This is a genomic window from Pedobacter steynii, assembly GCF_001721645.1.
Lineage (GTDB): Bacteria > Bacteroidota > Bacteroidia > Sphingobacteriales > Sphingobacteriaceae > Pedobacter > Pedobacter steynii_A.
The window spans coordinates 1,304,353-1,321,918 of the sequence record NZ_CP017141.1 but is presented as its reverse complement, the minus strand read 5'-3'; the positions used below and the strand labels follow the sequence as shown (position 1 = coordinate 1,321,918).

Annotated in this window: 12 protein-coding genes; 9 read left to right on the top strand and 3 right to left on the bottom strand. The window is 38.8% G+C overall.

Annotated features, from left to right (window positions below; all coding sequences use genetic code 11):
• The 3 genes from BFS30_RS05290 (at nucleotide 1) to BFS30_RS05280 (ending at nucleotide 2,539) form a co-directional block, all read left to right on the top strand.
• A complete protein-coding gene (locus BFS30_RS05290; protein ID WP_069378316.1) occupies nucleotides 1–1,251 on the top strand; it encodes an aspartyl protease family protein in 1,251 nt (416 codons plus the stop codon).
• Between the two features lie 61 nt (nucleotides 1,252–1,312).
• Complete coding sequence (locus tag BFS30_RS05285) at nucleotides 1,313–2,251, top strand: hypothetical protein (protein WP_069378315.1); 939 nt, start codon at nucleotides 1,313–1,315, stop codon at nucleotides 2,249–2,251.
• 96 nt (nucleotides 2,252–2,347) lie between these two features.
• The gene (locus tag BFS30_RS05280) at nucleotides 2,348–2,539 is read left to right on the top strand and encodes a cold-shock protein (protein WP_008241764.1); all 192 of its coding nucleotides are present in this window, start codon (nucleotides 2,348–2,350) and stop codon (nucleotides 2,537–2,539) included.
• A 64-nt stretch (nucleotides 2,540–2,603) separates the two neighbouring features.
• On the opposite strand, the gene BFS30_RS05275 is transcribed toward BFS30_RS05280, so the two are convergent.
• Nucleotides 2,604–3,401, bottom strand: a complete 798-nt coding sequence (locus tag BFS30_RS05275; RefSeq protein WP_069378314.1) for a glycerophosphodiester phosphodiesterase — start codon at nucleotides 3,399–3,401, stop codon at nucleotides 2,604–2,606.
• Nucleotides 3,402–3,524: 123 nt separating this feature from the next.
• Here BFS30_RS05275 and BFS30_RS05270 point away from each other — a divergent pair, with 123 nt between their 5' ends.
• From BFS30_RS05270 to BFS30_RS05250, 5 genes are all read left to right on the top strand, one after another.
• On the top strand, nucleotides 3,525–6,836 hold the full coding sequence (locus tag BFS30_RS05270; protein WP_069378313.1) for a DUF4175 family protein: 3,312 nt from the start codon (nucleotides 3,525–3,527) through the stop codon (nucleotides 6,834–6,836).
• Between the two features lie 10 nt (nucleotides 6,837–6,846).
• Nucleotides 6,847–7,287 (top strand): rRNA maturation RNase YbeY, encoded by a 441-nt coding sequence (gene ybeY / locus BFS30_RS05265; protein WP_069378312.1) that lies wholly within the window; start codon nucleotides 6,847–6,849, stop codon nucleotides 7,285–7,287.
• Nucleotides 7,288–8,053: 766 nt separating this feature from the next.
• Entirely contained in the window at nucleotides 8,054–9,913 is a 1,860-nt protein-coding gene (locus tag BFS30_RS05260; RefSeq protein WP_069378311.1) for an ABC-F family ATP-binding cassette domain-containing protein, read from the top strand.
• 489 nt (nucleotides 9,914–10,402) lie between these two features.
• Complete coding sequence (gene mnmG, locus BFS30_RS05255; RefSeq protein ID WP_069378310.1) at nucleotides 10,403–12,265, top strand: tRNA uridine-5-carboxymethylaminomethyl(34) synthesis enzyme MnmG; 1,863 nt, start codon at nucleotides 10,403–10,405, stop codon at nucleotides 12,263–12,265.
• Between the two features lie 143 nt (nucleotides 12,266–12,408).
• Nucleotides 12,409–14,037 (top strand): Ig-like domain-containing domain, encoded by a 1,629-nt coding sequence (locus BFS30_RS05250; RefSeq protein WP_069378309.1) that lies wholly within the window; start codon nucleotides 12,409–12,411, stop codon nucleotides 14,035–14,037.
• A 6-nt stretch (nucleotides 14,038–14,043) separates the two neighbouring features.
• Here BFS30_RS05250 and BFS30_RS05245 read toward each other — a convergent pair whose 3' ends face one another.
• Together BFS30_RS05245 and nadB are read right to left on the bottom strand one after the other, a co-directional pair.
• Nucleotides 14,044–14,553, bottom strand: coding sequence for a gamma carbonic anhydrase family protein (locus BFS30_RS05245; RefSeq protein WP_069378308.1), 510 nt, complete (start codon nucleotides 14,551–14,553; stop codon nucleotides 14,044–14,046).
• Nucleotides 14,554–14,556: 3 nt separating this feature from the next.
• Nucleotides 14,557–16,143: an L-aspartate oxidase gene (nadB, locus tag BFS30_RS05240; protein ID WP_069378307.1), complete on the bottom strand. Its 1,587-nt coding sequence runs from the start codon at nucleotides 16,141–16,143 to the stop codon at nucleotides 14,557–14,559.
• Between the two features lie 400 nt (nucleotides 16,144–16,543).
• On the opposite strand from nadB, the gene nadA reads away from it, so the two are divergent.
• Complete coding sequence (gene nadA / locus BFS30_RS05235) at nucleotides 16,544–17,536, top strand: quinolinate synthase NadA (protein WP_069378306.1); 993 nt, start codon at nucleotides 16,544–16,546, stop codon at nucleotides 17,534–17,536.
• The last annotated feature ends 30 nt before the right edge of the window (nucleotides 17,537–17,566 follow it).

The window sequence follows — 17,566 nt, the reverse complement described above, 5'->3', positions numbered from 1 at the left end:
ATGAAACCTCTGACGAGCGCTATAAAATTGACCTGCCTAAAGTTCCTGGTCGCCATAATGGCTTTTCTGCTTACGCTGGAGGCTGGTTATACCCAGACTTTCCAGTTCAGTGGTACCCGTCAGAAAGATGCAATTAACTTTTTGCTGATCAAAAATCTGATCATTATTCCCGTTTATATTAATGAAAGAGGGCCTTTTAACTTTATACTAGATACTGGCGTAGGCCCAATGATCATATCCGATCCAGCCCTGACAGACAGCCTGAAGCTAAAAGATTTGCGCGTCATAAAAATAGCCGGATTAGGCAAAGGCAATGAAATTGAAGCTTTTGTTTCCAGAAGTATTTCTGCAAGAGTTGGTAAGTCTTCTATTGATCAGATTCCTACAGCAATTCTGAAAGAAGACCTGTTCAGGTTATCGGGTTATGTAGGCATGCCCATTCATGGTTTATTGGGCTATCATTTTTTTAAAAGTTTTATTGTAGACGTTAAGTACTCCTCTAAAAGATTGGTTTTCTTTCTGCCTGATCTAAACAGAAAGATCAAAGGCGAACGTATACCCCTGGAGATGATCAACGATAAACCTTATGCCATTGTCAATATTGAATCTTCGGAGCTTGGAAATATCCCCATTAAAGTACTGATCGACAATGGTGCCAGTCATGCCATTTCTCTGGAAATCCTCAATGAAAAGCCATTTCCAGTGCCTTCCGCTTCGATTCCGGCAAACCTGGGAATGGGGCTTGGGGGGCCGATCAGTGGAAATATAGGACGTACCTCTACACTGAAAATCGGAGAATTCAGCTTAAAAAAAGTGCTGACTTCCTTTCCGAAGTATGATGAAGTAGCCGGAAAAATCCTCCTTAAAGACCGGAACGGAAATCTGGGAGCGGATGTACTCAGCCGGTTCGACATTGTTTTTGACTACGGCGACAACAGCATGTATTTAAGGCGAAACAGCAATTTTAAACGCCCTTTTGAACATGACATGGCCGGAATGGAGGTTTATGCAGACGGACCCGATATTGATCATTATTTCATTAGCCGGATTGAGCCGAATTCCCCGGCGGAGCTTAGCGGCCTGGAGCCGGAAGATGAAATTGTTTATATTAATTTTGTCCCTGCAACCGGCTTTACCCTGACCGAAGTAAACAGAATCCTAAGGGCCGGAGATGGAAAAAGTGTGATTATCACCGTATTGAGACAGGGCCAGCTCCATATTAAACTGTTAAAACTTAAACAAAGAATATAAATCTCCTGATTCTTATACCTTTGTCTTCCAGTAATTAATCCGATACCATTATTTCTTTTGCATGCCTAAAAAGTTCATTTTTATCCTGGCAATAGCTTTCTGCTTTTGCCTTAGCTGTAATTCCGTATCCAGAGAAGAGCAGCGGAAAAGTACCCGGACATTGTCTTTTGAATCGATTAAAGGCATAAAATACTACGAAGTAAAGCGCCGTTTCAGTACTGGCTTGTCTTTTAATGAAATGGGCTTTCAGCAGGAACCTACCTGGATTATCCAGTTTCATTCCAGCGATTCGATTTTGGCATATAGCCCTCAGAAACTAAAAATGCAGGGGTTCCACCTGCATTATGACCACGGAGATGTTTATAATTTCGCAAAAGAATGGTTCCGGATAAAAAAGATAAGCAAAGATAGCTTGTTGATGCAGCGCCTTCAACTCACGAAAAGGGAAATTGCCAAAGACATTCGCTCTGATGTCAACATCACCTATTACGCTGAAGACTATATTAAGAAAACACTTAAAACCACACCGGATCAGCTACAAAGACCAAGTCTTGCGGATACCCTCTATATCCGAGGGCTTTCAGATCGCTCTAATCGAAATCCAGCGAACCGGGATAGTGCTTTTGCAGGCCGGCAGCCGGTCTCTCTTCTTCCGAAAAGCAATATGATAAGCGTAGAAAAAGTAAATACCGTAGACAAGCTGAATGGTAAAACTGAGGCTTATGATTACCTCTTTCCAAGGTACAGAATCAACATCACGAGGGCTTATCAGGATTTTGGATATGATTTTTCGGTAATCGTTGATGCCAGCGGGAAAATGTACCTCGGAACCTTCCGTTCCCCGCTCCCGGAAAACTATGAACCCCGCAAAAAGACGCTTGAAGCCATCATCAATGTTTACCTGCAGAATCTTTTAAAAATTACTCCGGGAAAAACCTTGGGGATACCACATTCCAGTGAAATTAACCTCTCTGTTTCAGGCAGAAAGGCCGAAAAATGACCGCTTACAAATTTATATTTACCAAAAAATGAAGCATTTGTATATTATTAAAAATATTCCGTATCTTGCCCACTTAATTTATTAATAAATAATACAATGCAAGAAGGAACAGTAAAATTTTTTAATGTAACTAAAGGTTTCGGATTCATCATTCCAGCTAACGGAGATAGCGAAATTTTTGTACATTCAACAGGCCTTATCGATGAAATTCGTGAAAACGACAAAGTTGAATACGATGTTGAAAGCGGTAAAAAAGGGTTGAATGCGATTAATGTTAAAGTAATCTAGATTATTAAAAACATAATTGTACAGCATCGCGGACAACCGCGATGCTTTTTTGTTTAATAGCAGGTTATTTTCTGGCCTTAATCGTCTCAAATAACAACTCCGGTTCATTGGTAGTAATAAATTCCACGTCATTGTCCAGGAGCCAATTCATCTCCTCTACTGTGTTCACTGTCCAGGCATTGAGTGTTAATCCAATTTCTTTTGACTTCGCAAACCAATCGCCCTTTTTATATACCGAAAAGTGATAGTCCGCTCCATAAAACCCATCCTGTTTCATTTTTTCAAGGGAAGCATCGCCATTTAGATAAGCGACATTGGCTTTAGGCTGTAAAACCAGAATTTCTTTCAGGATGTCATAGCTAAAGCTGATATAATCCACCCAATTAACAGCATTCAGCTTTTTAACCAGATCTACACTTCGTTTTGTCATTTGTAAATCTCGTTCAGTACTGATTTTAGAAGGCTTCAACTCGAGGATCAACTTGGTCTTCTTTTGTTTCATCCCTTCTTTTAAATAAGCCTCCAGGGTAGGAATCTGTTCTCCGTTGGACATTTTTTTCTCCAATAGCTGACTATAAGTAGCGCCTGCGATAGACATTCCCAGAAATTCCGGATCATGATTGACGACAAGAATGCTATCTGAAGTCATGTGTACATCAAACTCCGACCCATAGCAGCCCAGTCTGACAGCCTCATTAAGTGAGGCGATAGAATTTTCCGGCAGGCCTTTCTTTTTCCAGGCTCCGCGATGTGCGATTACCTTATTTTTATTCCAGGAAGAAGTACTTTCCATAGTTTGATCTTTTAATCCGGTGGTAGAAAATATGGCCATCATTGTAATCGCCAAAATAGAATGTGTCATAGCTGTAATTTTTTAGAATTCATACAAAAAACGCGATACCTGCGTTAATTTAATGCTATTATATCGTTATTTTTATCAAAAATCACATTCATTCTTTACCTTTAAGATTCAGTTGGCTGATTCATGAATAACAATTACGAGCTTTTAATTTCAAAAGTGAATGAATTTACGCAAAAGTTTTACCTCAATAAACTGTTGCGAGGAAGTATTTATGCCGCGGCTGCATTACTGGCATTGTATCTCTTCCTTTTTTTGTTTGTTTATTACACCCATCCAGGCACAACGGTTAAAACAATCCTCTTTTTCTCTTCTCTTGCCGGCTCACTTTATGTTATTGCCCACTGGGTTATTGTTCCCGCCCTTTCGTATTTCAAACTCAATAAAAACCTGAGTATTGAGCAGGCTGCCACACTTATTGGCGATCATTTTTTCAATGTCAAAGACAAATTACTGAATACCCTTCAGCTGAAAGCACTTGCCGACAAAAACCCGGAAAGCAACCTGCTCATCCTGGCTGGAATAGATCAGAAAATTCAGGAACTAAAACCAATACCCTTTACCAGTGCCATCCGGCTGAATGAAAATAAAAAATATGTTAAATATTTTCTCGCCCCCCTGTCTGTCATTATTCTCATTGCCGTTATTGCCCCTTCTATTTTAAAAGAAGGTACCAGCAGCTTTGTCCAGTACAACAAAGAAATTTTACCTAAAGCACCTTTCAGCTTTGAGTTACTGAATAACAAGCTACTCTTATCTCAAGGTGATGACCTGACTTTAAAGTTAAAAATTACAGGAAATGAAATTCCTCAGGAAGTTTATGTTTTTGATGGATTGAATACTTACAAGCTGGAGAAAGAAAATAATAGCAGGTTTCAGTATACCTTTAAAAATCTACAGAAAAACAAAGAAATCCGTTTTTCAGCAGGAGGGTTTAATTCCGTTCCATACCTGATTGAAGTGAAGCCGCGCCCATCTGTTGTGGGGATAACTGCAAGCTTACGATACCCTGCTTACCTTGGTAAAAAACAGGACGTAATTGCAAATGTGGGAGATCTTCTTCTACCGGAAGGAACTGTGGTCACCTGGTCATTAAGGACAGAAAACAGCGATCAGCTGATCTTTATCCTGGGAAAGCAATCCCATCTGTTATCTGCTCAAAATAACTCTTTTCAATTCAGCAGCAGTATTCGTAAAAATACGGAATACCGGATAAATCCAAGGAATAGGTTCATCAATAGCAGGGACTCTTTGGTTCATCAGATTGCCGTAATTAAAGATGAATACCCAAATCTATCCCTGACTGAATCAGCCGACTCTCTAAGTACGAAAGCATTGTACTTTTCTGGAAACATCTCCGATGATCATGGCTTTTCCGCTCTAAAGTTTATTTACACGGTATCTGAAAACGGAAAAATCAAAAGTAAAGTCAGCAAATCCATCCCGGTAAAAAAATCGCAACCGGAGAATGCCTTTTTCTTCTTCTGGGACCTGAATCAAGCCGGAATTAAACCTGGACAGCAACTGGAATATTACTTTGAGGTTTCTGACAACGATGGGGTCAACGGTCCGAAAACAACCAAATCTGCGATTAAAACCTATGAACTCCCTTCTCCTCAGCAGGTAACCGAGCAGATTAACCAAAGTAGTCAGGCACTTAAACAGAAAATGGAAAAGGCCATAAAACTAGCCGGGAATGTAGAAAAAGAAAGCAAGAAACTTGGGGAGACACTTCTCGATAAAAAGCAACTTAATTTCGATGATAAGAAACAGATCCAACAGCTTCTTGACAAACAAAAGCAACTGGAGGATGCAGTTAAAGAAATCAAGCAATTAAACGAGAAGAACAGCTTTGAAAAGGAAGAAAACAATGCCTTGAAGGATGAGCTGCTGGAAAAGCAGAAAAAAATAGACGACCTCTTTAACAATGTCCTTGATGAAAAAACCAAAGCATTACTGGAAAAGCTCCAAAATTTAATGGACCAGAATAATAAAGATCAGACACAGAATGAGCTCTCCAAAATGCAAATGGATAATAAATCGCTAAAAAACGAGCTTGATCGCATCCTGGAACTTTACAAACAACTGGAGTTTGAGCAAAATCTTCAAAACAATATTGACCGCTTAAAAGATCTTTCTAAAACTCAAAAGGACCTTTCCAAACAAAGTAAGGACAAAAACAATTCGTTAAATGACCTGAAGAAACAGCAGGACGAGCAGAGTGCCTCATTTGAAGAAATCAGAAAGGAACTGGATAAAATAAAAGACAAAAATGAGCAGTTGGAACGGCCGAACCCTTTCCAAAACCCGGAAAAAGAAACAAAAGAAATCCAACAGCAACAAAAGGACAGCAAGGAGAGCCTGGATAAAAACAATCGCCAGAAAGCAGCTGAAAAGCAACAGAAAGCAGCGGAGCAAATGGAAGAGATGGCAAAAAAAATGAGTGATATGCAACAGCAGTCGGAGGGGATGGAAAATAACCTCAATACTCAGGAATTGCGTCAGTTGCTGGAAAACCTTTTAAAAACCTCCTTTGATCAGGAAAAAGTGATGCTTGACCTTAAGAAAATCAATAGTAATGATCCGCTTTATACCTCCAATGTTCAGAAGCAAAGAAGTATAAAGGACAACATGAAGACTATTGCTGATAGCTTGCTTTCACTCAGTAAGAGGGTACCACAGATTGAAAGTACTGTAAGTGACGAAATCCAGAAAATTAATTTTAATATGGATAAAAGTCTGGAGAATCTCGGGGAAAGGAATACTTCGGCCGCAAACAGGAACCAGCAATATACCATGACTTCGATCAATAACCTCTCGCTGATGCTGAACGAGGCATTGGAACAATTACAAAAAATGCAGAAAAACTCCAGCGGTGGGGGGAAAGGAAAAAAACAGAGCATGAAACAATTGCAACAAATGCAGCAACAGCTCAATAACAACATGCAAAAAGCCAGGGATCAAATGCAAAAAAATGGGAATAAGGGCAGCGTTCCGAAAGGTCAGATGAGTGAAGAGTTTGCAAAAATGGCACAGCAGCAGCAAATGATCCGGGAAGCTTTGCAAAAGATCAACAGGGAAGAGAATAAAGATGGAAAAGGTGGTCTGGGAAATCTCAATCAGATGATAAAGGACATGCAATCCACAGAAACGGAATTGGTAAATAAGCGTCTGGAACAGGAAACGATGAACAGGCAGAAAGATTTGTTAACGAAATTACTGGACGCAGACCATGCCCAAAGAGAGCAGGAACAGGATTCAAAAAGAGAAAGCAAAGCTGGAAAAGACCTCGCGCCCTCCTATCAGCAAATGCTCGAAAAGTTTAAAAAACTGCAGCAAAATGAAACAGAATGGATTCAGAAGTTACCACCGAGCCTGAACTACTATTACAAAAATAAAATTGCAGAATATTTTAAATTGCTAAATTCGGCCCAATAATTCAATAAACATGAGTAAAGCTGCAATTCATTTTTTCAACGAAGACCTTAGTTATACGCTTAAAAAGAAGACCATTCTTAAAGCCTGGATTAAGTCGGTTATCGAAGAAGAAGGATATGCCCTACAGGAGTTGAACTTTATTTTATGCTCAGACGAATATTTACTGCGTATAAACCAACAATACCTCAATCATGACACCTATACCGATGTCATTACTTTTGATAACTCAGAAGAGCTTAAAATGGTTGTTGGTGATATTTTCATCAGTCTGGAACGGATTCAGGAAAATGCCAAAGAATTTAAGCACACTGTGGCCGACGAACTATGCCGTGTAATGGCTCATGGCACACTGCATTTGCTGGGCTATAAAGACAAAGGCAAATCAGCAAAAAAACTCATGACCGAGAAAGAGGACTACTATCTGGCTAAATTGAAAAGCCAGCAACAATAGGTTATCATTCTATCCTTCTTTTTTCTTCAATAAGTCCCGCTCTTCCACCGAGCCGGTTGATAGGATTATACTGCCTGTTCGTCGAAGCTGAGGGCCTGATGGTCTAATTAGTTTATGCGGGTTGAAACGTTTTTTCAATTGCGGCGTCTTATGATTAAATCTTTCATTCAAAACCGAATATTATGAAACCCGAAATAAAAAAAATTATGGTCGCTGCTATAGCAGTGGTCATCCTTACAGGAACAAAGTTCGGAACAAAATCTGCCGACAGATCGGCAACTGCAGTCCATTCTGTTAAATGACGCCAACTAAAGATGTAGTTATTCTCCTTCTGTTTTGCCCCTGACAGGCTTACCCCTGCTTACAGGGTTAAACCCGAGCACCCTCATAAACCCCAGCTAAGCCAGGGGCATCCACCATGCGTTCAGGAGATATCCGAGTAATCATCCTGATTGAAGGATAATCGAACAACAATCAAATTGCAATCAATAATTCCGAAACGCGGGGTCTTATCCGATATCCTTCGATTATGATTGTGAAACTGGCCAACACTTCGTTAGGTTTTCGCGAACGCTTCTTCGGCACCTCTTGAAGTTTCAGTCGAAGAAGAGCTGAAGAGAACGCTTAGACTTTCTCAATCATAACCGAACGATCCCCCGCTTTCCCTATAAAATACTTACATGTTCAATAGGCTCAACTATATACCAAAGAATTATTGCTTACTTTTGTAATAATTTCTTATCTAAAATATCGTTAAACACAGACTTTGAGCACACTAATTGCAGCCGAAAACTTAGGCCATGCTTACCACGACGAATGGCTATTTAAAAATTTAACCCTGGGGATTCAACCCGGACAACGTGTGGCGTTGGTAGGTATAAATGGTGCGGGAAAAAGCACCTTATTGAAATTACTTGCAGAAAGATTTTCTCCTTTAGAAGGTAAAATCGTAAAGAATAAATCCGTTAAAATAGGTTTCCTTGATCAGGAGCCCTCATTCCCGGATGGTTATTCCATCAGTGATTTCATTTTTTCTCTTGAAAACAAACAGCAACAACTGATCAAAGAGTATGAGGAACTGATCGAAGATCCTAACCCTGATGAGAAAACACTGAACCGTTTATATGAAGAGCTCAGCGAGCATAATGCCTGGGAATATGAGCATGAGATAAAAACGATTTTAAGCCGCATGGGGATCAATCATCTTCAGCAAAAGATATCAACCCTATCCGGTGGACAGAAGAAGCGCCTCGCGCTTGCTAAATTGCTTATTGAGGACCCTGAAATCTATGTACTGGACGAGCCAACCAATCACCTGGATATTGATACCATCGAATGGCTGGAGAAATTACTTACTTCAGGAAATAAAACTATATTATTAGTTACACATGACCGGTACTTTCTCGATAACGTATGCAATACGATCGTGGAACTCGACAGAGGAAAGATTTACAATTACAACGGTAATTATGCTTACTTCCTTGAAAAAAAATCCGAGCGGGAAGCAGCAGATGAAAGCACTTTTCAGAAAAATAAAAATCTCCTGAAAAAGGAATTAGAATGGATGAGAAGAATGCCCGCGGCCCGTACAACCAAATCTCAGTCCAGAATTGATGCCTTTTATGATCTGGAAAGCAAAACCAAACAAAGATCTGACAATCAAAGCGTTACATTAAATGTAAAAATGTCCCGTCAGGGAAACAAAATATTGGAGCTTGACCATATCGGACAGTCATTTGATGATAAGAATATCATTAATGATTTTTCTTACACCTTTAAACGAGCTGACAGAATTGGCCTGGCTGGTAAAAATGGAACAGGAAAATCTACATTACTGAATATCATCACTGGCTTTTTAACACCCGAAAAAGGAAAAGTAAGTACCGGTGAAACCACGGTATATGGTTATTATAAACAAGGCGGTCTTGCCTTCAATGAAAAAGAAAGAGTTATTGATATCGTTAAATCTGACGCCGAATATATTAAAATGGCAGATGGTCAGACCATATCCGCATCACAATTACTAACGCTATTTCTCTTCCCTCCCAAGAAGCAACATGGCATGGTGGAGAAATTAAGCGGGGGTGAAAAAAAGAGATTACACCTGATGAAGGTTTTAATGCAAAACCCTAATTTCCTGATTCTGGATGAGCCAACGAATGATCTCGATATCGATACATTAAATGTGCTCGAGGAATTCCTGGAAAACTTTCCAGGAGTATTAATTCTGGTTTCTCACGATAGATATCTTTTAGACAAAATGAGCGAACAATTATTCATTATGGAAGGAAATGGAGATGTCGCTATTTACAATGGAAATTATTCAGAGTATCGGATTAGTTTAGAAACTCAAAAAGAAAAGACCCCTGTGAAGGCAAAGGAAGTTGCAGTTCAACAAACACAAAGCACTGCTAAAAAACTAACCTTCAAAGAACAAAAAGAATTGGAAGATTCAGAATTGAAAATTGCTGAACTAGAATCTGAAATTCAGGAATTATCTACTTCCCTCCTAACGATGGATACGGCAAATTATCTGGCGATTCAGGAGGTATCAAAAAAGATAGAAACATTAAATGAAGAATTAGAAAAAGTAACAGAGCGCTGGTTAGAGTTATCCGAAAAATAAGATCAGGCTTTTAGAACCACTCCAAGGATGCAAGTGCATAACGGATAAAATCCCGGAGTGGTTCTATTCAAAGATAAATTCAATAGCCAGTTATCCTGGGGCGGTTATCGCCACAACTAAATGCAATTGGCTTTTGAACTTAGCAGATCAATCATCCTGACATAAATACCAGCCATAAAGTTTCAGTCCTTTTCTTCCTTCAATAATCACACGAGTTCCGGACCATTGGTACATCTTATCAATTGAGGGAGAAAAGAAAAGCCGGTATAGTTTGAATGATTTAATAATCATTAGATAACAACAGAACTAATTTTTAAACGTTCAATTGAGACAAAAAACAACAAATTAAAAGGGAATGATATAAGCGCTTCTCCCCTATTAATTGATTAAATTTGAAGAATGTTTCACGTGAAACATTCTAGTTTAACCGAGCGCTTGTATAGCGTTCCACGTGGAACATAAATAAAAGAGATATAAAAAACACAGGTAATGTTTAAAGAATATGATGTTATAGTTGTCGGTGCAGGGCACGCTGGATGTGAAGCTGCTGCTGCTGCTGCCAACCTCGGGTCCTCAGTTTTGTTGATCACCATGAATATGGAAACCATCGCGCAGATGAGTTGCAACCCTGCCATGGGCGGAGTGGCCAAAGGTCAAATTGTGAGAGAAATCGATGCGATGGGTGGATATTCAGGAATTATCAGCGATAAGACCACTCTTCAATTCAGAATGCTCAATCTATCTAAGGGTCCCGCGATGTGGAGTCCGAGAGCACAAAACGACAGGAAAAGGTTTGCAGAAGAATGGAGACTTGCGTTGGAGCGCACACCTAATATCGACTTCTGGCAAGACATGGTCAGCAGCCTTATCATAAAAAACAATACGGTAACTGGGGTAAAAACCTCACTTGGAATTGAGATAAAAGGAAAGTCGGTGGTCCTTACAAATGGCACATTTCTAAATGGACTAATTCACATAGGAGAGAAAAAATTTGGAGGTGGCAGAACTGCTGAAAGAGCCGCGACCGGAATTACCGAACAACTCACAGAACTTGGTTTTGAAGCAGGTCGGATGAAAACCGGTACTCCCCCACGTGTTGATGGAAGATCTCTGAACTACTCCTTAATGGAAGAGCAATGGGGAGATGAGAATCCGGGAAGATTTTCCTATACTAATGTGGAGCGGCCAACCGAACAAAGGTGCTGCTGGATTACCTATACCAACTCCGATGTTCACGAAACTTTAAAAGAGGGATTCGAAAAATCCCCTATGTTTACTGGTCGTATTAAAGGACTGGGTCCAAGGTATTGTCCTTCCATTGAAGATAAAATCAATCGTTTTGCAGAACGGGAAAGACATCAGATTTTTGTAGAACCGGAAGGATGGAATACCTGTGAAATTTATGTAAATGGTTTCTCGACTTCATTACCTGAAGATGTTCAATACAGGGCATTAACCCAGATCCCAGGATTTGAAAATGCAAAAATGTTCCGCCCCGGATACGCTATAGAATACGACTATTTTCCGCCTACCCAACTTGGTTTAACCCTGGAGACAAAATTAATAAGCAATTTGTTCTTCGCAGGACAGATAAACGGCACAACCGGATACGAAGAGGCTGCTAGTCAAGGCTTTATAGCCGGAATTAATGCCCATCAAAAGGTTAACGAGCTCCATGAACTAATTATGAAGCGCTCTGAATCCTATATTGGTGTATTAATAGATGATCTGGTTACCAAAGGAACCGAAGAACCATACCGAATGTTTACATCACGGGCTGAACATCGTTTACTACTTCGCCAGGACAATGCAGACATCCGCCTCTCCCCTATTGGCCATGATTTGGGTCTCATCAGCGATGAGCGTCTGGACATCGTAAAGCAAAAAGTGGCCAACTCCGATGCCATCGTAGCTTTTGCAAAAAAACAAGGAATAGAGATGAGCGAAGCGAATCAGAAACTGGAAGAACTAGGTACAAGTCCCTTAAACCAAAATGTAAAAATATTTAGTTTATTAAGTCGACCTCAGGTAAGTATTGGAGACATCAGGGAGATCAGCCAAAGTTTTAGGGACTATATCAGCGAATACGATCAGGAAACCGTGGAACAAGCAGAGATTAAAATTAAATACGAAAGCTATTTTGAGAAAGAACAGGAAATTGTAAATAAAATGCAAAAGATGGAAGATAAAGATATCAATCCAAATTTTGACTATTCTCAATTGGTATCTTTATCTAAAGAAGCAAGAGAGAAGTTACTGAAGATCAAGCCTAGAACTTTAGGTCAGGCATCCAGAATTTCAGGGGTCTCTCCTTCAGACATATCAGTTTTAATGGTACACATCAGTAAATAAATCACAACTAACTAATAATGAGTCAGTTAAATTAAGTTGTAAGCTGTTTTAAACTGACTCATTTAAATGAGTTATAAGAGAGTTTTAAAAATTTTTAATGTTATGCATTAAAAAGAGTAATAAATTAAACACAGCGCATATAAATGGCCAAAAATAGCATTGTATCGAACTTCCGGCTTTTCGCATCCCTCCTACTGCTAACTTCACTGATTTATAGCTGTGCGAGTATCCAACAACCCCAGGGCGGGCCCCGGGATACCACTCCTCCCAAGGTGCTTAAGATCGAACCAAAAAACCTGACAACAAATTTTAACGCCAAAAAAATCAGTATTGAATTTGACGAATATTTTAAGCTTCAGAATGAGTTCAAAGAATTTTCAATTTCCCCCGAACTGAAAGTCGCCCCTACGCTAAAGACAAAAAAGAAAGTACTGGAAATATCCTTTACTGATAGTCTGGAAAAAAACACAACCTATACGCTCAACTTTGGTAAAGCAATTACAGATATCAATGAAAGTAATGTGCTCAAAAATTTCTCTTATGTATTTTCTACAGGTTCAAAATTAGACTCATTGAGTATAAAAGGAAAAATCACAAACTCTACTACCGGTGAGCCGGAAATCGAGGCTGTGGCATTTCTACTACCGATAAAAAGAGATAGTATTTTCGGAAAATCCAGACCATCTATCTATACCCTTACTGATAGCAGCGGGAACTATAGTTTGAACAATTTAAGAGAAGGTACCTATAAGATATACGCACTTAAAGAAAAAGGAGGTGATAAAATCTACCAGCAAAGTACAGATGAGATTGGATTTATTAAAGATTCTATTGTCTTAAAACATAATCTTGATACGGTAAATATGAGTGTTTTTAAAGAAGATGCTACAGTCTTCAGGATTCTGGATCGCCGGATAAATGCGGATGGAAGCATTAGCTTCGCACTCAATCAGAAGCTAAAAAAACCAGAGGTGACCATAATGGAACCTGCTACATTAGATGCTACAAAGTTCAGCAAATTCAGTAAAAATAATGACTCCCTTAAAATCTGGTTAACAGATCTGTCATTTGATTCAACTAAGATCAGCATTAAATCTGATGGAAAATTGCTGCAATCCAGTACCCTAACGAGAGGTAAAAAAGAAACTTATACCCGATCACTATCTGCTATTGATAACCTTGAAGAGCGCACGCTGAACCCTAACAAATCGCTTAAGCTTACTTTCAATTTTCCGATTTTAAGTGCAGATGCGAGTAAAATAACTTTGCTTGAAGACTCCGTAGAAAGAAAAAATTTCACCCTTGTAAAAGACAGTTCAGACTTTTTATCTTATCATATCAAATATCCGTGGCGCATAAAAAAAACCTATCAGATGAAATTTGAAGCAGGTGCATTTACTGCCATATTCAATACAAAAAACAAAGAGTTTACAAAAGATTTCAAGCTCGGAAGCAAAGACGATTATGGCAGTCTGATCGTAAAAATCATTCCTCCTGAAAAAAACAAAAGCTATATTGTTGAGATTATCGATGGTAACAAAAATGCCGTCAATACCATGGTTATTACTAATGATACTACTGCGAGATTTGCCAATTATAAAGCTGGAAAATACTTCATAAGGATCACTTACGATAACAATAAAAACGGAAGATGGGATACAGGAAGTGTTACAGAAGGACGTCAGCCGGAAAAAATCTGGAATGAACCCAAAGAGCTCTCTATAAGAGCCCTTTGGGAGAGAAATGAAGTCATCAACATTCCTAAAGAGTAAGTATGACTATCTGAACCAATCAGAATACATGATATAATTATCTGGTAACTTATTTAATAAAGCCCGTTGCTCTTCAGTAATGGGCTTTATTTTTTTTGCCGGTGTCCCTGCATATATATAGCCGCCCTCACAGTGAGTATTCTCTAATACCACAGCTCCTGCAGCAATAATGCAATAAGGTTCTACTACTGCATTATCCATAATAATAGCCCCCATACCCACCAAAATATGATCCTCAAGGGTACATCCATGAACGATTGCATTATGGCCCACAGACACCCTGTTTCCAATGACAGTAGCCGCTTTAAGATAGGTTGCATGAATTACTGCACCATCCTGGATATTACTGTCATCGCCAATAGATATGCTGTTTACATCCCCTCTGATTACGGCATTAAACCAGACTGAGCAATTTTTTCCCATTACAACGTCACCTACAATAGTTGCATTTGGAGCAATAAAACAATTTTCACCCCATTTTGGATGTTTTTCTTTAACTGGTAATATAACTGGCATGATCTAAAAAATTGTATCTGTTAATTGTTCTGAATGATTTGGATAATCAGTGGTAAAATGTAACCCTCTGCTTTCCTTCCTGGCTTTGGCTGACTTGATCACGATATAAGCTACCTGTATGATGTTGCGTAGTTCGCAAAGTTTCACCGAAACTTTATTTGCTTTATAAAAATCTTCCGTCTCTTCATGGAGTAAAAACAGACGTCTCATAGCGCGGTCCAATCTAAAGTCAGAGCGAACTATTCCCACATAATCACTCATCAATTTTTGCGTTTCTCTAAGGTTATGCGTCACCAGAATGTCTTCATCTGTTTGCGTCACACCGTTGGCATCCCACTCCGGAATGTCATCAGGAATGACACTATTTTTAAAAGCATTTACTGCATCCTGATAGATGCGGTGTGCAAAAACAGGCGCTTCCAATAGAGAATTGGAAGCCAAACGGTTCGCACCATGAAGCCCTGTGGAAGAACACTCCCCACAGGCATATAAATTTTTGATCGAAGATCTTCCATATTCATCTACCAAAATTCCGCCACACATATAATGAGCTGCTGGCGTAACCGGTATCAAATCCTTAGTCATGTCTATACCTATAGATAGACACTTGGCATAAATGTTCGGAAAATGGGCTAAAATATCACTTTTTTTACGGTTGGTAATGTCCAGATAAACGAAGTCTTCTCCCGATTTTTTCATCTCAGAATCGATCGCTCTGGCCACAATATCTCTTGGTGCAAGCGAGCCGCGCTTGTCATATTCGTACATAAATTCATCTCCGTTTTTTCTCCTCAACACCCCTCCGAAACCGCGTACAGCTTCCGAAATCAGGAAGGCAGGATACTCTCCGGGATTGTATAAAGCCGTTGGATGAAACTGAATAAATTCCATATTCCTCACTTTTCCTTTTGCACGGTATACCATTGCCATTCCATCGCCTGTAGCAATTACAGGGTTTGTGGTGCTGCTATACACATGACCTGCTCCACCCGAAGCCATGATAGTCACATTTGCTAAGATCTTTTCCACATCGTTAAGCTCTGTGTTAAAGGCATATATACCGTAACAGTGGATATCTTCGGAACTCTTATCCACATGATGCCCCAAATGGTGCTGAGTAATTAACTCCAAACAGAAGTAATGTGTTAATATCTCAATGTTTTTATTCTCATGAATCTGCTTTAATAACACACTTTCAATCTCATAACCTGTGACATCTTTATAGTGTAAAACACGATGTTCTGAGTGTCCCCCTTCTTTCGCCAGATCATAAACTCCGGCCTGATCTTTATCAAAATTTATTCCATAATCGATGATTTCCTGGATCCTTTGAGGCCCTTCTTTCACCACAATTTCTACTATCTCTCTGTCACACAGCCCATCTCCCGCAATTAACGTATCTTCGATATGTTTTTCAAACGAATCATCTTTATCCACAACGACAGCTACACCGCCCTGGGCATATTTTGTATTTGACTCATCCTCGTTTGATTTTGTAACTATTAATACCTTACCATGCTGAGCTGCTTTTAATGCAAAGCTTAAACCCGCAATACCCGACCCTATTACTAAAAAATCTACTTTTCTCATTGAATTAAAGCTATTTCCGTTACTTTGTTAACAACGTTGATATAATTGTTAATTTCTTGTCTAAACATTTAGAACAAATAATTTTGAATGTTTAAATCTAAGCTAAAAAGGCAATTTGCCACAATATTTTAAGTTATTTTTGAGCAACTTTGCATAGTTTATTAACTTTTTACACACACATTAAGAATAAACATATTTGTATGGATAAGTTTTGGAGGAAAAAAATATAATGCTGTAAATCAGGCAATATTTATCATAAAAAAGTCACATAAATGTGGATAACTTATTAATAACTCAAATAATCGACTAAAAAAAAGTTTTTTACAAACGTTATTAACACACTAATAAACAATAGAAATCTATTTATATTAAATAATTATAATTTATTGAACTGTTGAAAATGGATACCTTAGAGGAATTAAATAGAAAAGGTTTTGTTGATGAAAAGATCGATCCGACACTTGATCTTTTTCTGGAAATCGAAAAATTAAAAAAAGAAAAAAAAGCAATTGTACTTGCGCATTACTATCAAGATCCTGATATTCAGGATATTGCGGATTACATTGGGGATAGTTTAGGGCTTTCACAAGAGGCAGCCAGGACTGATGCTGAGGTGATTGTGTTTGCCGGAGTACATTTTATGGCAGAGACGGCAAAAATTCTTTCTCCGGATAAAAAAGTGTTGCTTCCGGATTTCAAAGCGGGCTGTTCTCTAGCTGATAGTTGTCCGCCACATTTGTTCAGGAAGTTTAAAGAAAAATATCCTGATCATGTAGTGATCACTTATGTAAATTGTACTGCTGAACTGAAAGCCTTAAGTGACATTGTTTGTACCTCTACCAATGCGGTACAGATCGTAGAAAGTCTTCCGAAGGATACCAAGATCATTTTTGGTCCTGATAAAAATTTAGGGGCCTGGGTGGCTAAAAAAACAGGGAGAGATTTAGTCCTGTGGAATGGAGCTTGTATGGTTCATGAAATCTTTTCAAGAGAGAAGATTACAAAATTGAAAGAGCGTCATCCAAATGCTAAATTTATTGCTCATCCGGAGTGTGAAGAAGCTGTATTACAGATGGCAGATTACATTGGATCAACTACGGGATTATTGAAATATAGCATCAATAGTGACGCTCAGGAATTTATTGTGGCAACGGAAAGCGGGATTATTCATCAAATGGAGAAAGCAAACCCAACTAAAACTTTTATTCCTGCTCCACCAAATAACAGTTGTGCTTGTAATGAGTGCCCATATATGAAAAGAAATACCTTGGAGAAGTTGTATTTATGCTTAAAAAATGGTTCTCCTGAAGTAACTGTCCCTGCGGATATTATTGTTCAGGCAAGAAAACCGATTGAAAGAATGTTGGAGATTTCAGCAGCATTAGGTTTGTAAAAATTTTAATTCTATTTCAATAGAGTAGAA